This window comes from Shigella sp. FC1567, from assembly GCF_001743015.1.
Lineage (GTDB): Bacteria > Pseudomonadota > Gammaproteobacteria > Enterobacterales > Enterobacteriaceae > Escherichia > Escherichia coli.
Window position 1 is genome coordinate 1 of the sequence record NZ_MIIV01000266.1, and the last position, 21,527, is coordinate 21,527.

Annotated in this window: 18 protein-coding genes and 1 pseudogene; 11 read left to right on the forward strand and 8 right to left on the reverse strand. The window is 50.7% G+C overall.

Features of this window, described 5'->3' with window-relative positions; translation table 11 throughout:
• The 4 genes from BHE85_RS15230 to fruB all read right to left on the reverse strand — a co-directional run.
• Positions 1-165: IS1 family transposase (locus tag BHE85_RS15230; RefSeq protein ID WP_047664789.1), on the reverse strand; the 165-nt coding region annotated here is incomplete at its 3' end.
• A gap of 516 nt (positions 166-681) precedes the next feature.
• Complete coding sequence (fruA, locus tag BHE85_RS15235; RefSeq protein ID WP_000854487.1) at positions 682-2,373, reverse strand: PTS fructose transporter subunit IIBC; 1,692 nt, start codon at positions 2,371-2,373, stop codon at positions 682-684.
• A gap of 16 nt (positions 2,374-2,389) precedes the next feature.
• Positions 2,390-3,328 carry a 1-phosphofructokinase gene (gene fruK / locus BHE85_RS15240; RefSeq protein ID WP_000091263.1) on the reverse strand — a complete coding sequence of 313 codons (939 nt, stop codon included), beginning with the start codon at positions 3,326-3,328 and terminating at the stop codon, positions 2,390-2,392.
• Positions 3,328-4,458 (reverse strand): fused PTS fructose transporter subunit IIA/HPr protein, encoded by a 1,131-nt coding sequence (gene fruB, locus BHE85_RS15245; protein WP_000487242.1) that lies wholly within the window; start codon positions 4,456-4,458, stop codon positions 3,328-3,330. The genes fruK and fruB overlap by 1 nt, the downstream gene beginning before the upstream one ends.
• Positions 4,459-4,825: 367 nt before the next feature.
• Between fruB and setB the strand changes: the two genes are divergently transcribed.
• Positions 4,826-6,007: a sugar efflux transporter SetB gene (setB, locus tag BHE85_RS15250; protein WP_039064188.1), complete on the forward strand. Its 1,182-nt coding sequence runs from the start codon at positions 4,826-4,828 to the stop codon at positions 6,005-6,007.
• On the opposite strand, the gene BHE85_RS15255 is transcribed toward setB, so the two are convergent.
• Complete coding sequence (locus tag BHE85_RS15255; RefSeq protein WP_024257979.1) at positions 6,004-6,258, reverse strand: YkgJ family cysteine cluster protein; 255 nt, start codon at positions 6,256-6,258, stop codon at positions 6,004-6,006. The two genes, setB and BHE85_RS15255, sit on opposite strands and share 4 nt — an antisense overlap.
• A gap of 154 nt (positions 6,259-6,412) precedes the next feature.
• On the opposite strand from BHE85_RS15255, the gene yeiP reads away from it, so the two are divergent.
• The 10 genes from yeiP to yejF all read left to right on the forward strand — a co-directional run bounded on the left by yeiP (position 6,413) and on the right by yejF (position 18,852).
• Complete coding sequence (gene yeiP / locus BHE85_RS15260; protein WP_001136827.1) at positions 6,413-6,985, forward strand: elongation factor P-like protein YeiP; 573 nt, start codon at positions 6,413-6,415, stop codon at positions 6,983-6,985.
• Between the two features lie 222 nt (positions 6,986-7,207).
• The gene (locus BHE85_RS15265; RefSeq protein ID WP_000848217.1) at positions 7,208-8,674 is read left to right on the forward strand and encodes a mannitol dehydrogenase family protein; all 1,467 of its coding nucleotides are present in this window, start codon (positions 7,208-7,210) and stop codon (positions 8,672-8,674) included.
• A 117-nt stretch (positions 8,675-8,791) separates the two neighbouring features.
• On the forward strand, positions 8,792-9,778 hold the full coding sequence (gene yeiR / locus BHE85_RS15270; protein ID WP_000198838.1) for a zinc-binding GTPase YeiR: 987 nt from the start codon (positions 8,792-8,794) through the stop codon (positions 9,776-9,778).
• Between the two features lie 38 nt (positions 9,779-9,816).
• The gene (gene lpxT, locus BHE85_RS15275) at positions 9,817-10,530 is read left to right on the forward strand and encodes a Kdo(2)-lipid A phosphotransferase (RefSeq protein ID WP_004984895.1); all 714 of its coding nucleotides are present in this window, start codon (positions 9,817-9,819) and stop codon (positions 10,528-10,530) included.
• A gap of 411 nt (positions 10,531-10,941) precedes the next feature.
• The gene (gene mepS / locus BHE85_RS15280; RefSeq protein ID WP_000241011.1) at positions 10,942-11,508 is read left to right on the forward strand and encodes a bifunctional murein DD-endopeptidase/murein LD-carboxypeptidase; all 567 of its coding nucleotides are present in this window, start codon (positions 10,942-10,944) and stop codon (positions 11,506-11,508) included.
• A gap of 180 nt (positions 11,509-11,688) precedes the next feature.
• Positions 11,689-13,245: a cyclic di-GMP phosphodiesterase gene (locus tag BHE85_RS15285; RefSeq protein ID WP_000470571.1), complete on the forward strand. Its 1,557-nt coding sequence runs from the start codon at positions 11,689-11,691 to the stop codon at positions 13,243-13,245.
• 81 nt (positions 13,246-13,326) lie between these two features.
• Positions 13,327-15,141: an extracellular solute-binding protein gene (locus BHE85_RS15290; protein WP_005005170.1), complete on the forward strand. Its 1,815-nt coding sequence runs from the start codon at positions 13,327-13,329 to the stop codon at positions 15,139-15,141.
• Entirely contained in the window at positions 15,142-16,236 is a 1,095-nt protein-coding gene (locus BHE85_RS15295; RefSeq protein ID WP_000501594.1) for a microcin C ABC transporter permease YejB, read from the forward strand.
• Positions 16,236-17,261, forward strand: coding sequence for an ABC transporter permease (locus tag BHE85_RS15300; RefSeq protein ID WP_000088916.1), 1,026 nt, complete (start codon positions 16,236-16,238; stop codon positions 17,259-17,261). The genes BHE85_RS15295 and BHE85_RS15300 overlap by 1 nt, the downstream gene beginning before the upstream one ends.
• Position 17,262: 1 nt before the next feature.
• On the forward strand, positions 17,263-18,852 hold the full coding sequence (gene yejF / locus BHE85_RS15305; protein ID WP_000194880.1) for a microcin C ABC transporter ATP-binding protein YejF: 1,590 nt from the start codon (positions 17,263-17,265) through the stop codon (positions 18,850-18,852).
• 3 nt (positions 18,853-18,855) lie between these two features.
• Here yejF and BHE85_RS15310 read toward each other — a convergent pair whose 3' ends face one another.
• The 3 genes and pseudogenes from BHE85_RS15310 to rsuA form a co-directional block, all read right to left on the reverse strand.
• Positions 18,856-19,200, reverse strand: a complete 345-nt coding sequence (locus BHE85_RS15310) for a YejG family protein (RefSeq protein ID WP_000202791.1) — start codon at positions 19,198-19,200, stop codon at positions 18,856-18,858.
• Between the two features lie 332 nt (positions 19,201-19,532).
• Positions 19,533-20,716: pseudogene (gene bcr, locus BHE85_RS15315) on the reverse strand (multidrug efflux MFS transporter Bcr).
• A gap of 27 nt (positions 20,717-20,743) precedes the next feature.
• The gene (gene rsuA / locus BHE85_RS15320) at positions 20,744-21,439 is read right to left on the reverse strand and encodes a 16S rRNA pseudouridine(516) synthase RsuA (protein WP_001234850.1); all 696 of its coding nucleotides are present in this window, start codon (positions 21,437-21,439) and stop codon (positions 20,744-20,746) included.
• Positions 21,440-21,527: the final 88 nt, after the last annotated feature.

Below are 21,527 nucleotides of genomic sequence, written 5' to 3' on the forward strand. Positions count from 1 at the left end.
TTTCTGGTGCGTACCGGGCTGAGAGGCGGTGTAAGTGAACTGTAGTTGCCATGTTTTACGGCAATGAGAGCAGAGATAGCGCTGATGTCCGGCAGTGCTTTTGCCGTTACGCACCACGCCTTCAGTAGCGGAGCAGGAAGGACATCTGATGGAAATGGAAGCCACGCAAGCACCTTAAAATCACCATCATACACTAAATCAGTAAGTTGGCAGCATTACCCGCCGAGCCTATAATTACGACATAATCCTTTTCGCGCATAGCACATCCTCTGGTAAAAAATTACCAACCCTGTCAATCCACAAGAATATAGATACTGCAAAGACGGTTTAAACATGTGTTCATATTTAAACATGTGCTCATAGCATGCATGTTTTACGTAAAGTAAATTACCGCCAGAGAGGCAAAATGGGCAGATTTGAGCAGGCTCACAAAATGCGATTAAATGCCTGAATTACAAAAGCGAGGAATTTGTGACGGGATGCACAGAACGGGAACAATAAAAAAGGCAGAAAATAATCTGCCCTTGAGGAAATAACCTTAGTGTTTGATGAACGTTTCAAGTTTCTACTGAAAGATAAAACCATTTAAATTCATAAAATTACATTCACAAACCGGTCATTCTCTTTGCGCTCATCAAATGTTACAGGGCAGGAAATTTCTGCCCTGTAACACACCTTTTATTACGCTGCTTTCGCTACTGCGTCCACTTCCGGACGTTTCAGGAAGGCATAGGCCAAACCCGCCACCAGCGTACCGGCAATAATTGCTACCAGGTAACCCAGTACCGGCGTAATAGCGCCAGGGATCAGCAGAACAAACAGACCACCGTGCGGTGCCATCAGTTTCGCACCAATCGCCATTGAGATTGCGCCAGTCAGCGCCCCACCCACGATACAGCACGGCAGCACACGCATCGGATCACGAGCAGCAAACGGAATTGCACCTTCCGAAATGAAGCACAGTCCCAATACCAGAGCGGCTTTGCCACCTTCCTGCTGCGCTTTGTCGAATTTGCGACGCGCCACCATTGTTGCCAGACCCATTGCCAGCGGTGGCACCATACCTGCCGCCATAATCGCCGCCATCGGGCCATAGGTTTGAGTACTCAGCAGACCCACACCGAATGCGTACGCTGCTTTGTTTACCGGACCGCCCATGTCAGTACACATCATGCCACCGAGGATCGCCCCCAGCAGAACCGCATTCGCAGTCCCCATGGTCTGCAGCCAGTGAGTCAGCCCTTCGAGAATGCCAGCAACTGGTTTACCGATCAGGTAGATCATCGCCAGACCGACCACCAGACTGGAAATTAGCGGAATGATCAGGATCGGTTTCAGCGCCTCCATACTCTGTGGCAGTTTCAGTTGCGTACTGATTAACTTCGCAATGTAACCAGCCAGGAAGCCAGCAATTATACCGCCAATAAAGCCAGAACCGGTGCTGACCGCCAGCATACCGCCAATCAGACCCGGCGTGAGGCCCGGACGATCGGCAATGGAGAAGGCAATATAACCTGCCAGTACCGGCACCATCAGCGCAAAGGCTGAACCACCGCCAATCTGCATCAGCGCCGCTGCCAACGTACCCGGCTCTTTAAACGCTTCGATACCAAAAGCAAAAGAAAGCGCGATACACAGACCACCTGCGACGACCATCGGCAGCATATAAGAGACGCCTGTCAGCAAGTGACGGTAAGCGCCTGCACTCTCTTTCTTACCTTCAGTGGTCGCCGTTTGAGCTTTGCCCGCCGGTTCATACGGCGTTGCTTCAGCAACCGCTTTATCCAGTTCCTGCGCGGTTTTCTTCAGCGCCAGACCGGTAGAGGTACGATACATCGGTTTACCAGCAAATTTCGCCAGATCCACTTCGATATCTGCCGCCACAATCACCAGATCCGCTGCTGCGACTTCTTCAGGGGTGATTGCATTGCCCGCGCCAACAGAACCACGGGTTTCAACTTTCACCCACCAGCCACGTTTTTTCGCTTCGGTTTCAATGGCTTCAGCCGCCATAAAGGTGTGTGCTACGCCAGTCGGGCAAGCAGTCACCGCAACTACGCGTTTCGGACCGCTGGCAGCAACCGGTGCTGTCGCAGCGACCGGCGCAGTGTAAGGTTTCGCATGGCCTTTGGCTTCACTCAGGAACAGCTCAGGGTGCGCAACTGCCCGGGAAATATCACCCAGCCAGACATTTTTACCGTTCAGCGCGCTGTCATTCGGGATGGAATCACCGAGAACAATCGCCATTTCTGCGTCGTTCGGATTGTCGATGATTTCCAGTTTTGCTTTTCGCGCCACCGCGCCCAGCAGGGTCTTCGCCATATAGGCGCGTGCCTGACCGAGATTAGCGTCAATAATCAGCAGCGTTTTCATTATGCCTCTCCTGCTGTCAGTTAAAAGGTTGTAAGTCGACGCGCGCCATCATTGCGGCCAACTGCGGACGATCGGTAATACCCACATTGCTTTGACTTACCGCCAGGGCTGCAACAGCTGTCGCCAGACGCAGTGTGTGTTCACTGGATTCACGCATCAGCAAGCCATAAATCAGGCCACCAACCATAGAATCCCCTGCGCCAACGGTGCTTACGACATCGACTGACGGTGGTTTGGCGATCCATTCGCCGGAGGCATTAACCCAAAGCGCGCCTTCGGCACCCAGTGAAATAACAACATGCGCAATACCTTGTTCACGTAGCGCATGTGCAGCTTCAATCACATCTTTCATTTCAGGCAGTTTACGGCCTGCCCAAATTTCCAACTCGCGGCGGTTAGGTTTCACCAGCCACGGTGCCGCTTTCAAACCTGCTACTAACGCTTCACGGCTACTATCAAAGATAATGCAAGGACACTGACTACGCAGGCGAGTCATCCAGTCGGTGAACGCTTCCGGGCTGACGCCTGACGGTAAGCTTCCGCTGACACAGACCATATCGAACTGACCGAGCCAGCTCAGAGAATCAGTCACAAAGCGTTCCCAGTCGGCGGGGGTGACTTCAAAACCCGAGAAGTTGAAGTCGGTCACTTCGCCGTCTTTTTCCGTCAGCTTAACGTTAATTCGGGTGCGCCCCTGTACAACCTGGAAACGGTTGGCAATGCCCAGCTCGCTGAACAGTTGCTGAAAACCATCCTGATTGTCTTTACCCAGGAAGCCGCCAACGGTGACATCAATTCCCAGGTCTTTTAATACTTTGGCCACGTTGATGCCTTTACCCGCCGCATGCAGACCGGTGGTTTTCACCAGGTTCACTTCGCCGCGTTCAATTTCCGGGCAGAAACCAACAAGGTCATAAGCCGGATTAAGGGTGATCGTAGCAACACGTCTGCTCATTATGCGCCCTCCCCAAGACCAGCAGCGATAGCGTCGCCAATGGCTTTCAGCGCCTGTTCAGCATCTGCACCCTGGGCGGTAAAGCGTAGGCGATGACCTTTCTTAACGCCAAGTGCCACAACTTTCATCAGACTACGTCCGTTTGCCGGTTTGCCGGTGCCATCAAGGTTTGTCACGGTAATATCACTGTTAAATTGTTTAATGGTATTGACCAGCATGGTACCTGGACGAGCATGCAGGCCGTGTTCATTGCGCACCACAAACTCCGCGCTTAACACGTCGTCGGTCGGCGCATCATCGCTGGTCAGCAGCGCCAGCAACGTTGCCGCATCTGCTTTCAGCAAGCGGTCAGCTTTATTGTCGAGCAATAAATCAGCGAGACGCTTAAGAACCGCGATGGGCTGATCGTCATTCATCGCCACACTCACCAGCATGGCTGCCGTTTCGCCGTCCACAGCAAAAGCATTTGCCGCACGGCTTACCGCAATCGCGCTACGCAGATTGCCTTCGGCGCTATCGCTCAGCCAGATACCCTGTCCGAGATTCAGCGGTTGTTCATTGATGGCTTTGGTGACGAAAGTGGCGTCAACTGCCCCCGCCTCTTTCAGACGCGCAGCGTTCAGCGCCTGAAGAGTCAGCAGATCGCTGGCGACGATATCCAGCGTCAGCATTTCGTTGTCGAGCTTCAGCTGCTCACTCTGCTTTTCGCCCATCAGTAATGCGCGAAGTTCTTCTGCTGTTGTTGCTGACTTCAGTTGTTCAGCAACGGAATCATCGCTCAGTACGTGGGTCAGCTGGCGTAGCAGGCCCAGATGTTCATCCGAGCTGGCAGCAATACCGATTGCCACGTACGCTACCTGACCGTCACCCCAGGTGACGCCTTCCGGGAACTGAAATACCTGAACGCCGGTTTTCAGCACCTGATCGCGGGTGTCGGTAGTGCCGTGTGGAATAGCAATACCATTGCCGAGGAACGTTGAGGTTTGCTGTTCGCGCGCCAGCATGCCATTGACGTAGCCTTCTGCTACATTACCGGCCTGCACCAGCGCCGCAGCGACCTGGCGAATCGCCTCTTCTTTGTCTCCGGCCTTTTCGCCCGGATGGATGTCCTGTACGGATAACTGGAACATAGTTCTCCTCTCTTGCTGAATTGAAACGATTCAGCCTCTATGAGAAAAAAAGCGCCAACCTGGCTTAGGGTTAAAGACAAGATCGCGCTGAAACGTTTCAAGAAAGCATAATACTTCTGTTTCAGCACGCAAGGAAAGCCGTAAAGTTATGAGCAAAAGTTTGATGTGCTGCACATTTTTTTGTCATTTTTCCTAATTGCTGATGGGAAAATCCGTTATCAGCAATTTCATTTCAGCAGCGTCAGCAGCCAATCAGCAACAGTGAAATGGCATTTTGATTATTCGTGGCGCTTTTGATTTCGCTGTCTGTTTATTTTCTGACAAGCAGCGTAAACTCCGCGTCTTCCTCTTCCAGTGATAGACCTGCATGCATAACTCCCCCGCAGTCTCCAGCGCGAAATCGTTTGACCTGACCTCGACGGCGTTTTTAATCGTTGCCTTTCTCACCGGTATTGCGGGTGCTCTGCAAACCCCGACACTCAGTATTTTCCTTACCGATGAAGTACATGCCCGTCCGGCGATGGTGGGATTCTTCTTTACCGGCAGCGCTGTCATTGGGATTCTGGTAAGTCAGTTTCTCGCTGGGCGCTCTGATAAGCGCGGCGATCGCAAATCGCTGATTGTCTTTTGCTGCCTGTTAGGCGTGCTGGCCTGCACCCTTTTTGCCTGGAATCGCAACTACTTTGTTTTGCTATTCGTTGGCGTCTTTCTTAGCAGCTTTGGCTCGACCGCTAACCCGCAAATGTTTGCCCTTACCCGTGAACATGCCGACAAAACCGGACGTGAGGCGGTGATGTTCAGCTCTTTTTTACGCGCTCAGGTTTCACTGGCATGGGTCATTGGCCCACCGCTGGCTTATGCGTTAGCGATGGGTTTCAGCTTTACGGTAATGTATCTGAGCGCAGCGGTAGCGTTTATTGTTTGCGGCGTGATGGTGTGGCTGTTTTTACCGTCGATGCAAAAAGAGCTTCCGCTGGCGACCGGCACGGTTGAAGCGCCGCGCCGTAACCGTCGCGATACGCTACTGCTGTTTGTCATTTGTACATTGATGTGGGGCTCGAACAGCCTGTACATCATCAACATACCGCTATTTATTATCAACGAACTGCATCTTCCCGAGAAACTGGCCGGTGTGATGATGGGGACCGCCGCCGGGCTGGAAATCCCGACGATGTTGATTGCCGGATATTTCGCCAAACGTCTGGGTAAGCGTTTCTTAATGCGCGTTGCTGCCGTGGGTGGCGTCTGTTTTTACGCAGGAATGCTGATGGCGCATTCACCTGCCATTCTGTTGGGCTTGCAGCTGCTAAATGCTATTTTTATTGGCATTCTGGGCGGCATCGGGATGCTCTATTTTCAGGATTTGATGCCCGGTCAGGCAGGTTCAGCCACCACGCTCTATACCAACACGTCGCGCGTGGGCTGGATCATCGCAGGATCAGTGGCGGGCATCGTCGCCGAGATCTGGAATTATCACGCTGTGTTCTGGTTTGCGATGGTGATGATTATCGCCACTCTGTTTTGCTTACTGCGGACTAAAGATGTTTAAGACGCGGTCAGCATTTCCAGATCGATAAGCCAGGTCATGGCCTGCTGACGCGAGTTACCGCACATTTCAGCGCTGGCTTGTAAGCCTGCACAGACTTTCGGTCGCAGTGGCGAGGTGAAAATTTTACAGCGTTGCTGTTCATCAAGCTGAATGCAGGGCGTATTGGCGGGCTTGCCATCTGGCATACCGGGAATAGGGCTGAAAATTGAAGGGGCAGTGCAACACGCCCCGCAACCCGGACGGCATTCCATACGTTGTTCTCTTAAGGTTAACCACCGGATTGATGAGCGCGCACAGTACCACCTTTTTTGCACCAGCAAAAGTGCGAATACCACTTGCCCGAAAGGCCCGTCGCGAGTACTTTGTCGCGATATTTTTGACATTTTCGACTACAGGAATTTTTCGATGCCAAGAGCGAACGAAATTAAAAAAGGTATGGTACTGAATTACAACGGCAAACTGCTGCTGGTTAAGGATATTGATATTCAGTCGCCCACTGCCCGCGGTGCCGCTACGCTGTACAAAATGCGTTTTTCTGATGTCCGTACCGGGCTGAAAGTAGAAGAGCGTTTCAAAGGTGATGATATCGTTGACACCGTGACGCTGACCCGCCGTTACGTTGACTTCTCCTATGTCGATGGCAACGAATATGTCTTTATGGATAAAGAAGACTATACCCCGTATACCTTCACCAAAGATCAGATTGAAGAAGAGTTGCTGTTTATGCCAGAGGGCGGCATGCCGGACATGCAGGTGCTGACCTGGGACGGTCAACTGCTGGCGCTTGAGCTGCCGCAGACCGTTGATCTGGAAATCGTTGAAACCGCACCAGGCATCAAAGGGGCATCTGCCAGCGCCCGTAACAAACCGGCGACATTGAGCACTGGTCTGGTGATTCAGGTACCAGAATACTTAAGCCCGGGCGAAAAAATTCGTATCCATATCGAAGAACGCCGTTATATGGGGCGTGCTGACTAACTTCAGCCGCATGCAGAAAAGGGATAGCTCAGGCTGCCCCTTTTTTAATTTATTATACCAATCTTCTATTTTGCGCTTCCTGAACACCTTACGCCCTCAATTTTCACTCGTTGATTGATCGCCCTCACACTTCATCGCATTAACAATCCAGACCAATTTCAATTGCTGTCATATAACTTTACACTGTCATTGTTAATTTATCGTTACTAAGACGTGACTCCTATGAAGACAATTGCCTCCGTTACGCTCCCGCATCATGTACACGCTCCACGCTACGATCGCCAGCAGTTGCAATCACGTATCGTTCATTTTGGCTTTGGCGCCTTTCACCGCGCTCATCAGGCGTTACTGACCGATCGTGTGCTGAATGCCCAGGGCGGCGACTGGGGGATCTGTGAAATCAGCTTGTTCAGCGGTGATCAACTGATGAGCCAGCTCCGCGCACAGAACCATTTATATACCGTGCTGGAGAAAGGTGCGGACGGCAATCAGGTGATAATTGTCGGTGCCGTTCACGAATGCCTTAATGCAAAACTGGATTCCTTAGCGGCAATTATTGAGAAATTTTGCGAGCCACAGGTGGCAATTGTTTCCCTGACGATTACCGAAAAAGGCTATTGTATTGACCCGGCCACCGGTGCACTCGACACCAGTAATCCGCGGATTATTCACGATCTACAAACCCCTGAAGAACCTCACTCCGCACCGGGTATTCTCGTCGAAGCACTGAAACGCCGCCGTGAGCGCGGCCTTACACCGTTTACCGTGCTCTCCTGCGACAATATTCCCGACAATGGCCATGTGGTGAAAAACGCGGTGCTGGGAATGGCAGAAAAACGTTCGCCAGAACTCGCCGGGTGGATAAAAGAACACGTCAGTTTTCCGGGAACCATGGTCGACCGCATTGTTCCGGCTGCAACCGACGAATCACTGGCAGAAATCAGCCAGCATCTGGGGGTAAATGATCCCTGCGCGATTAGCTGCGAACCGTTTATCCAGTGGGTGGTGGAAGATAACTTCGTCGCTGGGCGTCCTGCCTGGGAAGTCGCAGGTGTACAAATGGTGAATGATGTCCTGCCATGGGAAGAGATGAAACTGCGTATGCTTAATGGCAGCCACTCTTTTCTCGCTTATCTGGGTTACCTTTCAGGATTCGCCCATATCAGTGATTGCATGCAGGATCGCGCATTTCGCCATGCCGCCAGAACATTAATGCTGAATGAGCAAGCGCCGACACTACAAATTAAAGATGTCGATTTAACACAATATGCGGACAAGTTAATTGCTCGTTTTGCTAATCCGGCGCTGAAACATAAGACCTGGCAAATCGCAATGAATGGTAGCCAGAAATTACCGCAACGTATGCTGGCAGGTATTCGCATACATCTGGGGCGCGAAACGGACTGGTCGTTGCTGGCATTAGGCGTTGCTGGCTGGATGCGTTACGTCAGCGGCGTTGATGATGCCGGAAATGCCATTGATGTTCGCGATCCGCTTAGCGATAAAATTCGCGAACTTGTTGCGGGCAGCAGCAGTGAACAACGCGTAACCGCCCTGCTTTCCCTGCGTGAAGTTTTCGGTGATGATCTGCCAGATAACCCGCATTTTGTGCAGGCCATCGAACAAGCCTGGCAACAAATCGTACAATTCGGCGCACATCAGGCGCTATTAAACACCCTCAAAATTTAACGATTTCTGCGGTTAAAGCGGATGAAGCTCACCTTCGTCCGCTCTCCCCTTCTCTTTTCTGCCTTTTTTAGCCAGGATTAACGCTCAGTTAACTTACCAGAGTATTGCGGAGCCGTTGTGACCAGGACCAACCTCATCACCGGTTTTCTCGGCAGCGGGAAAACCACGTCGATTCTTCATCTGTTAGCCCATAAAGATCCCAACGAAAAATGGACGGTACTGGTTAATGAATTTGGGGAAGTCGGAATTGATGGTGCTTTGCTCGCCGATAGCGGCGCATTGCTGAAAGAGATCCCCGGCGGCTGCATGTGCTGCGTTAATGGTTTACCCATGCAGGTAGGGTTGAATACCTTACTGCGTCAGGGAAAACCAGACCGCTTGTTGATAGAGCCGACCGGGCTGGGCCATCCGAAACAGATCCTCGATCTGTTAACCGCACCAGTCTATGAACCGTGGATAGATCTGCGCGCCACCTTGTGCATTCTCGATCCACGCTTGCTGCTGGACGAAAAAAGCGCCAGCAATGAAAACTTCCGTGACCAGCTGGCTGCCGCAGACATCATTGTCGCCAATAAATCCGACCGTGCGACGCCCGAAAGTGAGCAAGCGCTACAGCGTTGGTGGCAGCAAAATGGTGGCGATCGACAATTAATTCACAGTGAGCATGGGAAAGTTGACGGTCATCTTCTGGATTTGCCGCGTCGCAATTTAGCCGAGTTGCCCGCCAGCGCCGCGCATTCTCATCAGCATGTCGTGAAAAAAGGGTTAGCAGCGTTAAGCCTGCCAGAGCATCAACGCTGGCGTCGCAGTCTGAACAGCGGGCAAGGATATCAGGCCTGCGGCTGGATATTCGACGCTGATACGGTATTCGACACCATTGGCATTCTGGAATGGGCGCGACTTGCACCGGTGGAACGCGTCAAAGGCGTGCTGCGTATTCCCGAAGGGCTGGTACGAATCAACCGTCAGGGCGATGACCTGCACATTGAAACGCAAAACGTTGCGCCACCGGACAGCCGTATTGAGCTGATTTCCAGCAGCGAAGCTGACTGGAATGCCTTGCAGAGCGCGCTGTTGAAGCTTCGTTTAGCGACTACCGCGTAAGGTTGCCTGCGTTTTTCAGTAAGATAATTAGAGAAAATATGATTAAAAATTTGCCGCAAATAGTGTTGTTGAATATTGTCGGCCTCGCGCTGTTTCTTTCCTGGTATATTCCCGTTAATCATGGATTATGGTTGCCGATTGATGCGGATATTTTTTATTTCTTTAATCAGAAACTGGTCGAAAGTAAGGCCTTTTTATGGCTGGTTGCATTGACCAACAATCGCGCTTTCGACGGTTGTTCTCTGCTGGCGATGGGAATGTTGATGCTGAGTTTCTGGCTGAAAGAAAACGCCCCAGGCAGACGACGTATCGTGATTATTGGTCTGGTAATGCTATTAACTGCAGTGGTATTAAACCAGCTGGGTCAGGCATTAATTCCTGTAAAACGGGCCAGCCCAACATTGACGTTTACTAATATTAACCGCGTCAGCGAACTGCTCTCTGTCCCCACGAAAGATGCCTCACGAGATAGCTTTCCCGGCGATCACGGCATGATGCTGCTTATTTTTTCGGCATTCATGTGGCGTTATTTCGGTAAAGTTGCAGGTCTTATCGCCCTTATTATTTTTGTGGTTTTTGCGTTTCCCAGAGTAATGATTGGCGCACACTGGTTTACTGACATCATTGTCGGTTCGATGACCGTGATATTGATCGGTTTGCCCTGGGTGTTGCTGACGCCATTAAGTGATCGATTAATCACCTTTTTTGACAAATCACTACCGGGAAAAAACAAACATTTCCAAAACAAATAACTCACAGTAATTAACATCATCAGGTTTATTTTTATAGTGAGGATAATCCTGATGATGCGCACCGTGCTTTCATCTATCGAACGCAAAAATCATTCTCTAAGTAAATGAATGGATTGCATGCGTTTCACTCAATCGTACTTTAATTGACCAATCCCGCTTATTAACTTTCTGTATCACTTTTTCTTATAAAAAATCATGTAAAACCGCTCGCCAAGACCGCACCAATCGGGTAATCTCGAACTCGTTTTGCCTCGGCGGTAGATTATCCTCACAGCATATAATTTTGTGCGTTAGTCCACAGATTTGGCCTTAAGGAATTGTTTCAACATGCCCAGGTAATTAGTCTCGTGTCGCTTGGCATTTTTTTATAACGATATTTGTCGTTAAGGACTTCAAGGGAAAACAAACAACATGGTCAAATCTCAACCGATTTTGAGATATATCTTGCGCGGGATTCCCGCGATTGCAGTAGCGGTTCTGCTTTCTGCATGTAGTGCAAATAACACCGCAAAGAATATGCATCCTGAGACACGTGCAGTGGGTAGTGAAACATCATCACTGCAAGCTTCTCAGGATGAATTTGAAAACCTGGTTCGTAATGTCGACGTAAAATCGCGAATTATGGATCAGTATGCTGACTGGAAAGGCGTACGTTATCGTCTGGGCGGCAGCACTAAAAAAGGTATCGATTGTTCTGGTTTCGTACAGCGTACATTCCGTGAGCAATTTGGCTTAGAACTTCCGCGTTCGACTTACGAACAGCAGGAAATGGGTAAATCTGTTTCCCGCAGTAATTTGCGTACGGGTGATTTAGTTCTGTTCCGTGCCGGTTCAACGGGACGCCATGTCGGTATTTATATCGGCAACAATCAGTTTGTCCATGCTTCCACCAGCAGTGGTGTTATTATTTCCAGCATGAATGAACCGTACTGGAAGAAGCGTTACAACGAAGCACGCCGAGTTCTCAGCCGCAGCTAATAAACCGTTTGGATGCAATCCCTTGGCTATCCTGACGAGTTAACTGAAAGCACTGCTTAGGTAGTGCTTTTTTGTTTTCATTCATCAGAGAAAATGATGTTTCCGCGTCTTGATCCAGGCTATAGTCCGGTCATTGTTATCTTTTAAATGTTGTCGTAATTTCAGGAAATTAACGGAATCATGTTCATACGCGCTCCCAATTCTGGACGTAAGCTCCTGCTTACCTGCATTGTAGCAGGCGTGATGATTGCGATACTGGTTAGCTGCCTTCAGTTTTTAGTGGCCTGGCATAAGCACGAAGTCAAATACGACACACTGATTATCGACGTACAAAAGTATCTCGATACCTATTTTGCCGACCTGAAATCCACTACTGACCGGCTTCAGCCGCTGACCTTAGATACCTGCCAGCAGGCTAACCCCGAACTGACCGCTCGCGCGGCGTTTAGCATGAATGTCCGTACGTTTGTGCTGGTGAAAGATAAAAAAACATTCTGTTCATCTGCGACTGGTGAGATGGACATTCCACTCAATGAATTGATTCCGGCGCTCGACATTAATAAAAACGTCGATATGGCGATCTTACCCGGCACGCCGATGGTGCCGAACAAACCCGCAATCGTCATCTGGTATCGCAACCCTTTGCTGAAAAATAGCGGTGTGTTTGCCGCTCTGAATCTCAACCTGACGCCTTCTCTCTTTTATAGTTCACGGCAGGAAGATTACGATGGCGTCGCCCTCATTATTGGCAATACTGCGCTATCTACCTTTTCTTCACGTTTGATGAACGTTAATGAATTAACCGACATGCCTGTCCGTGAAACTAAAATTGCGGGCATTCCTCTGACCGTTCGGCTTTATGCGGATGACTGGACATGGAACGATGTGTGGTACGCATTTTTACTGGGCGGCATGAGTGGAACTGTCGTTGGCCTGCTCTGCTATTACCTGATGAGCGTACGTATGCGCCCCGGCAGAGAAATCATGACCGCCATCAAGCGCGAACAATTTTACGTGGCGTATCAACCGGTGGTGGATACACAAGCTTTGCGAGTAACGGGCCTGGAAGTACTGCTACGCTGGCGGCATCCTGTCGCGGGAGAAATTCCCCCGGATGCCTTCATTAACTTTGCCGAATCGCAAAAGATGATTGTGCCGCTGACTCAGCACCTGTTTGAGTTAATTGCCCGCGATGCCGCAGAATTAGAAAAAGTGCTGCCAGTAGGCGTCAAATTTGGTATTAACATTGCGCCGGACCATCTGCACAGCGAAAGCTTTAAAGCAGATATCCAGAAACTGCTCACTTCCCTGCCCGCACACCATTTCCAGATTGTGCTGGAAATTACCGAGCGCGATATGCTGAAAGAGCAAGAAGCCACACAACTCTTCGCCTGGCTGCACTCGGTCGGCGTAGAAATTGCTATTGATGACTTCGGCACCGGGCACAGCGCGCTTATCTATCTTGAGCGTTTTACGCTCGATTATCTGAAAATTGACCGTGGATTTATCAACGCCATCGGTACGGAAACGATCACTTCACCCGTACTTGACGCGGTGCTGACGCTGGCGAAACGCCTCAATATGCTGACGGTTGCTGAAGGGGGCGAAACGCCGGAACAGGCGCGATGGCTAAGCGAACCCGGCGTTAATTTCATGCAAGGCTACTGGATTAGTCGCCCGTTACCGCTGGACGATTTTGTTCGCTGGCTGAAGAAACCGTATACGCCGCAGTGGTAAGGTGTGCTTACGTCCCTTATTATTCATAGTGAAAGCATGCCGGATTGCGGCTAATGATGAGTAAAAGGAAATCCGTTGCAGATGATTGTGCGCATACTGCTGCTGTTTATCGCCCTGTTCACCTTCGGTGCGCAGGCGCAGGCTATCAAGGAAAGCTATGCCTTTGCCGTGCTGGGCGAACCCCGGTACGCATTTAATTTCAACCATTTTGATTATGTGAACCCCGCCGCGCCAAAAGGTGGGCAGATAACGTTGTCAGCCCTCGGTACCTTCGATAATTTCAACCGCTATGCACTGCGCGGCAACCCGGGCGCACGCACCGAGCAGTTGTACGACACGCTATTTACGACTTCCGATGACGAACCAGGCAGTTATTACCCGCTGATTGCTGAAAGTGCACGCTATGCTGACGATTATTCCTGGGTGGAGGTCGCTATTAATCCGCGCGCCCGTTTTCATGATGGTTCGCCCATTACTGCCCGCGATGTAGAGTTTACTTTTCAAAAATTTATGACCGAAGGCGTGCCGCAATTTCGTCTGGTCTACAAAGGCACCACCGTCAAAGCCATTGCACCGTTAACCGTGCGCATTGAGTTAGCTAAACCCGGCAAAGAAGATATGCTGAGTCTGTTTTCGCTGCCGGTATTTCCAGAAAAGTACTGGAAGGATCACAAACTTAGCGACCCGCTCGCCACGCCTCCGCTTGCCAGTGGTCCGTACCGCGTTACGTCCTGGAAAATGGGGCAAAATATTGTCTATTCCCGTGTGAAAGATTACTGGGCAGCAAACTTACCGGTAAACCGTGGACGCTGGAATTTCGACACCATTCGCTACGATTATTACCTCGATGATAATGTCGCCTTTGAAGCGTTTAAAGCAGGTGCCTTTGATTTGCGTATGGAAAACGACGCTAAAAACTGGGCCACGCGTTATACCGGTAAAAATTTCGATAAAAAATACATCATCAAAGATGAGCAAAAGAACGAATCAGCCCAGGATACGCGCTGGCTGGCGTTTAATATCCAACGTCCGGTATTCAGCGATCGCCGGGTCCGGGAAGCAATCACTCTCGCCTTTGACTTTGAATGGATGAACAAGGCGTTGTTTTACAACGCCTGGAGTCGCACGAACAGTTATTTTCAGAATACCGAATACGCGGCCAGAAATTACCCCGACGCCGCGGAGCTGGTGCTTCTGGCACCAATGAAAAAAGATCTACCGCCAGAAGTCTTCACACAAATCTACCAGCCGCCGGTATCTAAAGGCGATGGCTACGATCGTGACAACCTGTTAAAAGCCGACACACTTCTCAACGAAGCGGGCTGGGTGCTGAAGGGTCAGCAACGCGTTAATGCCACAACGGGTCAGCAACTCAGCTTTGAATTATTGCTTCCCGCAAGCAGCAATAGTCAGTGGGTATTGCCGTTCCAGCACAGCCTGCAACGGCTGGGTATCAACATGGACATTCGCAAGGTGGATAACTCGCAAATCACCAACCGCATGCGCAGTCGCGACTATGACATGATGCCGCGCCTATGGCGGGCGATGCCGTGGCCCAGTTCCGATTTACAGATTTCCTGGTCATCGGAATATATCAATTCCACTTATAATGCCCCCGGCGTGCAAAGCCCGGTTATCGACTCACTGATCAACCAAATTATTGCCGCGCAGGGAAATAAAGAAAAATTATTGCCGTTGGGGCGAGCACTGGATCGCGTATTAACGTGGAATTATTACATGCTGCCAATGTGGTACATGGCGGAAGACCGTCTCGCCTGGTGGGATAAATTCTCCCACCCCGCTGTACGCCCTGTTTACAGCCTGGGTATCGATACCTGGTGGTATGACGTTAATAAAGCGGCCAAACTGCCGTCAGCCAGGCAACAGGGAGAGTAGATGGGCGCTTACCTGATTCGCCGTCTGTTGCTGGTGATCCCAACATTATGGGCGATTATCACCATCAACTTTTTCATCGTGCAAATTGCGCCTGGCGGTCCGGTCGACCAGGCCATCGCCGCCATTGAGTTTGGTAATGCCGGAGTATTACCCGGCGCAGGCGGTGAAGGTGTTCGTGCCAGCCATGCGCAAACGGGTGTCGGCAATATCAGCGACAGTAATTACCGTGGCGGACGCGGATTAGATCCAGAAGTGATCGCTGAGATCACTCATCGCTACGGTTTTGATAAGCCGATCCACGAACGTTACTTCAAAATGCTCTGGGACTACATCCGCTTTGATTTTGGTGATAGCCTGTTTCGCAGCGCCTCGGTGCTGACGCTGATTAAAGACAGTCTGCCGGTTTCCATCACCCTCGGATTGTGGAGCACGCTGATTATCTATCTGGTGTCGATTCCGTTAGGCATTCGCAAAGCTGTTCATAATGGGAGCCGCTTTGACGTCTGGAGTAGCGCATTTATCATTATCGGCTACGCCATTCCGGCCTTTTTGTTTGCCATCCTGCTGATTGTCTTCTTCGCGGGCGGCAGCTATTTCGACCTGTTCCCTCTACGCGGCCTGGTTTCCGCTAACTTTGATTCGCTGCCGTGGTATCAGAAAATCACCGATTATCTGTGGCATATCACGCTGCCGGTGCTGGCGACGGTGATTGGTGGCTTTGCGGCGCTGACCATACTGACAAAAAACTCATTCCTTGATGAAGTGCGCAAGCAATACGTGGTGACCGCGCGTGCGAAAGGGGTAAGTGAAAAAAATATTCTCTGGAAACATGTGTTCCGCAACGCCATGCTGCTGGTGATTGCCGGTTTTCCGGCGACGTTTATCAGCATGTTTTTTACCGGCTCGCTGCTGATTGAGGTGATGTTTTCACTCAATGGTCTGGGCTTACTGGGCTACGAAGCGACCGTCTCGCGCGATTATCCTGTAATGTTTGGTACCTTGTATATTTTCACCCTGATTGGCCTGCTGCTGAATATTGTCAGTGATATCAGCTATACGCTGGTTGATCCGCGTATTGATTTTGAGGGACGTTAATGTCGCGACTCAGCCCCGTCAATCAGGCCCGTTGGGCGCGTTTTCGTCATAACCGTCGCGGCTACTGGTCGTTATGGATTTTCCTCGTCTTGTTTGGTTTGAGTTTGTGTTCAGAGCTTATCGCCAACGATAAACCATTGCTGGTACGTTATGACGGCAGTTGGTATTTCCCGTTGTTGAAAAACTACAGCGAAAGCGATTTTGGCGGCCCGCTGGCAAGTCAGGCTGATTATCAGGACCCGTGGCTGAAACAACGGCTGGAAAATAACGGCTGGGTACTGTGGGCACCGATTCGCTTTGGTGCTACCAGTATCAACTTTGCTACCGATAAGCCCTTCCCTTCTCCACCCTCCCGGCAAAACTGGCTGGGAACGGATGCCAACGGCGGCGATGTGCTGGCACGCATTCTCTATGGCACGCGGATCTCGGTTCTGTTTGGCCTGATGCTGACTCTCTGTTCCAGCGTGATGGGCGTGCTGGCGGGGGCGCTACAAGGCTATTACGGCGGTAAAGTCGATCTCTGGGGACAACGCTTTATTGAAGTATGGTCGGGGATGCCGACGCTGTTTTTGATTATTTTACTTTCCAGCGTCGTACAGCCTAACTTCTGGTGGCTGCTGGCAATTACTGTCTTGTTTGGCTGGATGAGTCTGGTCGGCGTGGTGCGGGCGGAGTTTTTACGTACTCGTAATTTCGACTACATTCGTGCGGCGCAGGCGCTTGGCGTCAGCGATCGCAGTATCATCCTGCGTCATATGTTGCCTAATGCCATGGTCGCGACCCTCACCTTTTTACCGTTTATTTTATGTAGTTCGATCACCACCCTGACCTCACTCGATTTCCTCGGCTTCGGTCTGCCGCTCGGTTCACCGTCACTCGGTGAACTGCTATTACAAGGGAAAAATAACCTTCAGGCTCCGTGGCTTGGGATCACCGCCTTCTTGTCGGTGGCGATATTATTGTCTTTGCTGATCTTTATTGGTGAAGCCGTCCGCGACGCATTTGATCCTAATAAGGCGGTGTAGCATGACGCAAACTCTGTTAGCGATTGAAGATTTGTCGGTGGGTTTTCGCCATCAGCAAACCGTACGTACAGTAGTCAATGATGTTTCACTACAGATTGAGGCTGGCGAAACGCTGGCGCTGGTGGGTGAGTCAGGTTCAGGCAAAAGCGTTACCGCGCTGTCAATTTTACGCCTGCTCCCTTCCCCGCCGGTTGAATATCTCTCCGGCGATATTCGTTTTCGTGGCGAATCGCTGCTTCATGCCAGCGATCAAACGTTGCGCGGTGTACGCGGTAATAAGATCGCCATGATTTTTCAAGAGCCGATGGTGTCGTTAAATCCATTGCATACCCTGGAAAAACAGCTTTATGAAGTGCTTTCACTCCACCGCGGGATGCGTCGGGAAGCGGCTCGAGGCGAAATTCTTAACTGCCTTGATCGCGTTGGTATCCGCCAGGCGGCAAAACGGCTGACAGATTATCCGCATCAGCTCTCCGGCGGCGAACGCCAGCGGGTGATGATTGCGATGGCGCTGTTAACGCGACCGGAATTATTAATTGCCGATGAACCGACCACCGCACTGGACGTCTCTGTCCAGGCGCAGATTTTACAGCTGTTGCGCGAACTGCAAGGCGAGCTGAATATGGGCATGCTGTTTATTACTCATAACCTCAGCATTGTCAGAAAACTGGCCCACCGCGTGGCGGTAATGCAAAACGGTCGCTGTGTCGAGCAAAATTACGCCGCTACGCTATTTGCCTCACCCACTCATCCTTACACACAAAAGCTACTCAACAGTGAACCGTCAGGCGATCCAGTGCCGTTGCCAGAACCTGCCTCAACGTTGCTGGATGTTGAACAGCTTCAGGTTGCCTTCCCCATTCGCAAAGGGATTTTGAAGCGCATTGTGGATCATAATGTGGTGGTGAAAAACATCAGTTTTACGCTACGAGCGGGTGAAACACTGGGTTTAGTGGGCGAGTCCGGTTCCGGGAAAAGTACGACGGGACTGGCGCTGCTGCGACTGATTAATTCTCAGGGCAGCATCATCTTTGACGGTCAGCCACTGCAAAATTTAAATCGCCGCCAGCTGTTACCTATTCGTCATCGCATTCAGGTGGTATTTCAGGATCCAAACTCCTCGCTCAACCCACGACTCAACGTTTTGCAGATTATTGAGGAAGGCTTACGGGTTCACCAGCCGACGCTTTCTGCCGCACAACGCGAACAACAAGTGATAGCCGTGATGCATGAAGTGGGATTAGATCCTGAAACACGCCACCGTTATCCGGCGGAGTTCTCTGGTGGTCAGCGACAACGTATTGCAATTGCCAGGGCATTAATTCTTAAGCCCTCGCTGATCATACTTGATGAACCGACATCATCACTCGACAAAACGGTACAGGCGCAAATATTGACGCTATTGAAATCATTGCAACAAAAGCTGCAACTGGCCTATTTGTTTATCAGCCACGATTTGCACGTTGTCCGCGCGTTATGTCATCAGGTTATCGTACTGCGACAAGGGGAAGTAGTGGAACAAGGACCGTGCGCGCGCGTGTTTGCCGCACCGCAGCAGGAGTATACGCGTCAGCTACTGGCGTTGAGCTGACGCTTAAAAAGGATTGTAGTTTGAAAAGGGTTCGGCAATTGCCACACCAAAATTTTTCAATCGGCATGTTGCAGCAAACTCGTCCTGGCGATTTACAAACAGGCACGGCTCACCTTCACACTCCAGCACCGAACACGGAACTTCGATGTCGCTTAACGCCTGGCTTAGTTTGTACATCACCGACCATGCATTATCACCATCCGGGCTAAGCAATTTAAGCGCCACCAGGCTGTTGTCACCGCACGGTCCATTTTGCGGAATCGGTTCAACCTTCGAACCTGCGAAACCAGCAGACCAGCGAAAGTTCTGCGGTAGACGATGGACGATTGAGAGTTGTAATGAAGTCACTTATTTTCCCCGGAAGCACATTTACTTCACAATTTGTTTACATCAATTTTAACACATCATCAACAATCCGTCTTTATACAGATCGTAAAGATTGATGCCTCGCCTGCGTGGCCTCTATGGCTCTGATTTAAGTAATATCTGCGGGCGTGGTCACGTTTGCGGGGCTATATGTACCCGTTTCTGCGATCTAACTCAACCTTTTTAACTACAATGATGTGACTTTTTACATAAATTGATTTTACATAAAATAAACATATATCGGGGGAATGATAGATTTGTGGTTGACATGCATCAACAAAGGAAGCCTTTTAGCTTCCTCGTTGTGCAATAGATCACCGTTTTTTCGGTCGACTGGCGTACAGACAGAAGAGAATGGAGCTGCTTGCGCAGAATGCAATTGACCAAATCATCGGCCATGCAGAGTTAAAGGTCGCAAGAGAAAGCAATGCGCCAACAATTGCCCCTATGCCAAAACGGAAGGTTCCTGCCAGCGAAGATGCCGTTCCCGCCATATGGGGAAACTCATCAAGAATGACCGCCATCGCATTGGATGACACCATCGACACACAGCCCACAAACGCCGCAACGCCAACCACCAGAATCCCAGCCCCAGCAGCGCACTGATGACCATCCACGCTGCCATAATAAATTGTATCCACAACCCCGAGCGGAACATATTTAACGCGCCAATGCGGCGAACGAAGCGGCTGTTAAAGATGGTCATCACGAACAGGAAAACAATGTTTAGTGCAAAGTAATAACCAAAGTTTTCCGGCGCGACGTGGTTAATTTCAATGTAGACAAACGGTCCGGCGCTCAGGAACGAGAACATTCCGGCAAAGCTGAAACCGCTGGCCAGCATATAACTCAGGACACGCTTATGACGGAACAGCGCCGCAAAGTTACCAATAGTAGTACGAATGTGAAAAGGCTGGCGACGCTCCGGTGGTAAGGTTTCTTTGATCAGAAAGAAGATCATTGCCGAAGCCAGAATCGCCGCCACGGCGAGGATCCAGAAGATGTAATGCCAGCTCAGCCACACCAGCACCCAGCCGCCAACTATCGGTGCCATCAGCGGTGCAATGGTCGTCACCAGCATGACAAACGACATCATCCGCGAGAACTCTTCTTTCGGGTAGATATCACGCATCAAAGCGTTGATAACCATGCTGGCCGCAGCCGCAGCCAGCCCGTGGAAAAAACGCATCACAATCAGCTGATCGATGGTTTGTGCCAACGCACACGCCACCGCGGCGGCGGCAAACACCAGCGTACCGCCGAGCACCACCGGCTTACGCCCGAAGCTGTCTGCCATCGGCCCGTAGATTAACTGCCCCAACGCAAAGCCCAGAATATAAGTACTGAGGGTCATCTGCGTACTGCCCGCCGGTACGCCAAACTGCGCTGAAATTACCGGTAGCGCGGGCAGATACATATCAATCGACAGCGGCATCAACATGGCCAGCAGGCCAAGGATAAAAACAATAGCAAACGACGAATGCTGTCGGGTGGTCACAACGGGCTCCTGAAAGTCATTGAAAAGTTAGACGACGCTGGCAATTTCTTCTTCAGTTAACGGACGATATTCACCGGGGGCTAAATCAGCATCCAGCGTAATACCGCCAATACGTTCACGATGCAGCTCAACCACGTGGTTACCCACGGCGGCGAACATGCGTTTCACCTGATGATAACGCCCTTCGCTGATGGTCAGACGAACCTGCGTTGGGGTAATCACTTCCAGCACCGCAGGCTTAGTGAGATCTTTTTCGTTATGCAGCTGCACGCCTTTAGCAAATTGCTCTGCCGTATCGTCAGCTACAGGTGATTCCAGTGTCACCAGATAGGTCTTCTCGCAATGATGGCGCGGAGAAGTAATGCGGTGCGACCACTGACCATCATCAGTCATCAGCACCAGACCGGTGGTATCGATATCCAGACGTCCTGCGGCGTGCAGTTTCCAGGCTACCGGTTCATCCAGAAAATAGAGCACCGTTGGGTGATCAGGGTCGTCCGTGGAGCAAACATAGCCCTGAGGCTTATTGAGCATGAAGTAACGTGGACCATGTTGCTGCGCCAGCGGGTTGCCATCGTAAGCGACATCATGTTCAGGAAGCAGTTTGAACGCTGCATTACGAACAATTTCGCCATCGACGGTGACACGATTGCCGCGGATTTCACGCCCGGCAATAGCACGGCTAACGCCGAGTTGCTGTGCGATAAATTTATCAAGTCGCATGTGTGTGATTTTGCCTGTAAAAACGGAGGTCGGGCATTGACCCGAAAATCTGAACTGTTGTCTGCCCAGTATAGCGGTCTAATAACAT

Coding starts and splice junctions, on each gene's coding strand:
- fruA (WP_000854487.1), bottom strand. CDS start 2,373: ATGAAAACGCTGCTGATTATTGACGCTAATCTCGGTCAGGCACGCGCC.
- fruK (WP_000091263.1), bottom strand. CDS start 3,328: ATGAGCAGACGTGTTGCTACGATCACCCTTAATCCGGCTTATGACCTT.
- fruB (WP_000487242.1), bottom strand. CDS start 4,458: ATGTTCCAGTTATCCGTACAGGACATCCATCCGGGCGAAAAGGCCGGA.
- setB (WP_039064188.1), top strand. CDS start 4,826: ATGCATAACTCCCCCGCAGTCTCCAGCGCGAAATCGTTTGACCTGACC.
- BHE85_RS15255 (WP_024257979.1), bottom strand. CDS start 6,258: ATGGAATGCCGTCCGGGTTGCGGGGCGTGTTGCACTGCCCCTTCAATT.
- yeiP (WP_001136827.1), top strand. CDS start 6,413: ATGCCAAGAGCGAACGAAATTAAAAAAGGTATGGTACTGAATTACAAC.
- BHE85_RS15265 (WP_000848217.1), top strand. CDS start 7,208: ATGAAGACAATTGCCTCCGTTACGCTCCCGCATCATGTACACGCTCCA.
- lpxT (WP_004984895.1), top strand. CDS start 9,817: ATGATTAAAAATTTGCCGCAAATAGTGTTGTTGAATATTGTCGGCCTC.
- mepS (WP_000241011.1), top strand. CDS start 10,942: ATGGTCAAATCTCAACCGATTTTGAGATATATCTTGCGCGGGATTCCC.
- BHE85_RS15285 (WP_000470571.1), top strand. CDS start 11,689: ATGTTCATACGCGCTCCCAATTCTGGACGTAAGCTCCTGCTTACCTGC.
- BHE85_RS15290 (WP_005005170.1), top strand. CDS start 13,327: ATGATTGTGCGCATACTGCTGCTGTTTATCGCCCTGTTCACCTTCGGT.
- BHE85_RS15295 (WP_000501594.1), top strand. CDS start 15,142: ATGGGCGCTTACCTGATTCGCCGTCTGTTGCTGGTGATCCCAACATTA.
- BHE85_RS15300 (WP_000088916.1), top strand. CDS start 16,236: ATGTCGCGACTCAGCCCCGTCAATCAGGCCCGTTGGGCGCGTTTTCGT.
- yejF (WP_000194880.1), top strand. CDS start 17,263: ATGACGCAAACTCTGTTAGCGATTGAAGATTTGTCGGTGGGTTTTCGC.
- rsuA (WP_001234850.1), bottom strand. CDS start 21,439: ATGCGACTTGATAAATTTATCGCACAGCAACTCGGCGTTAGCCGTGCT.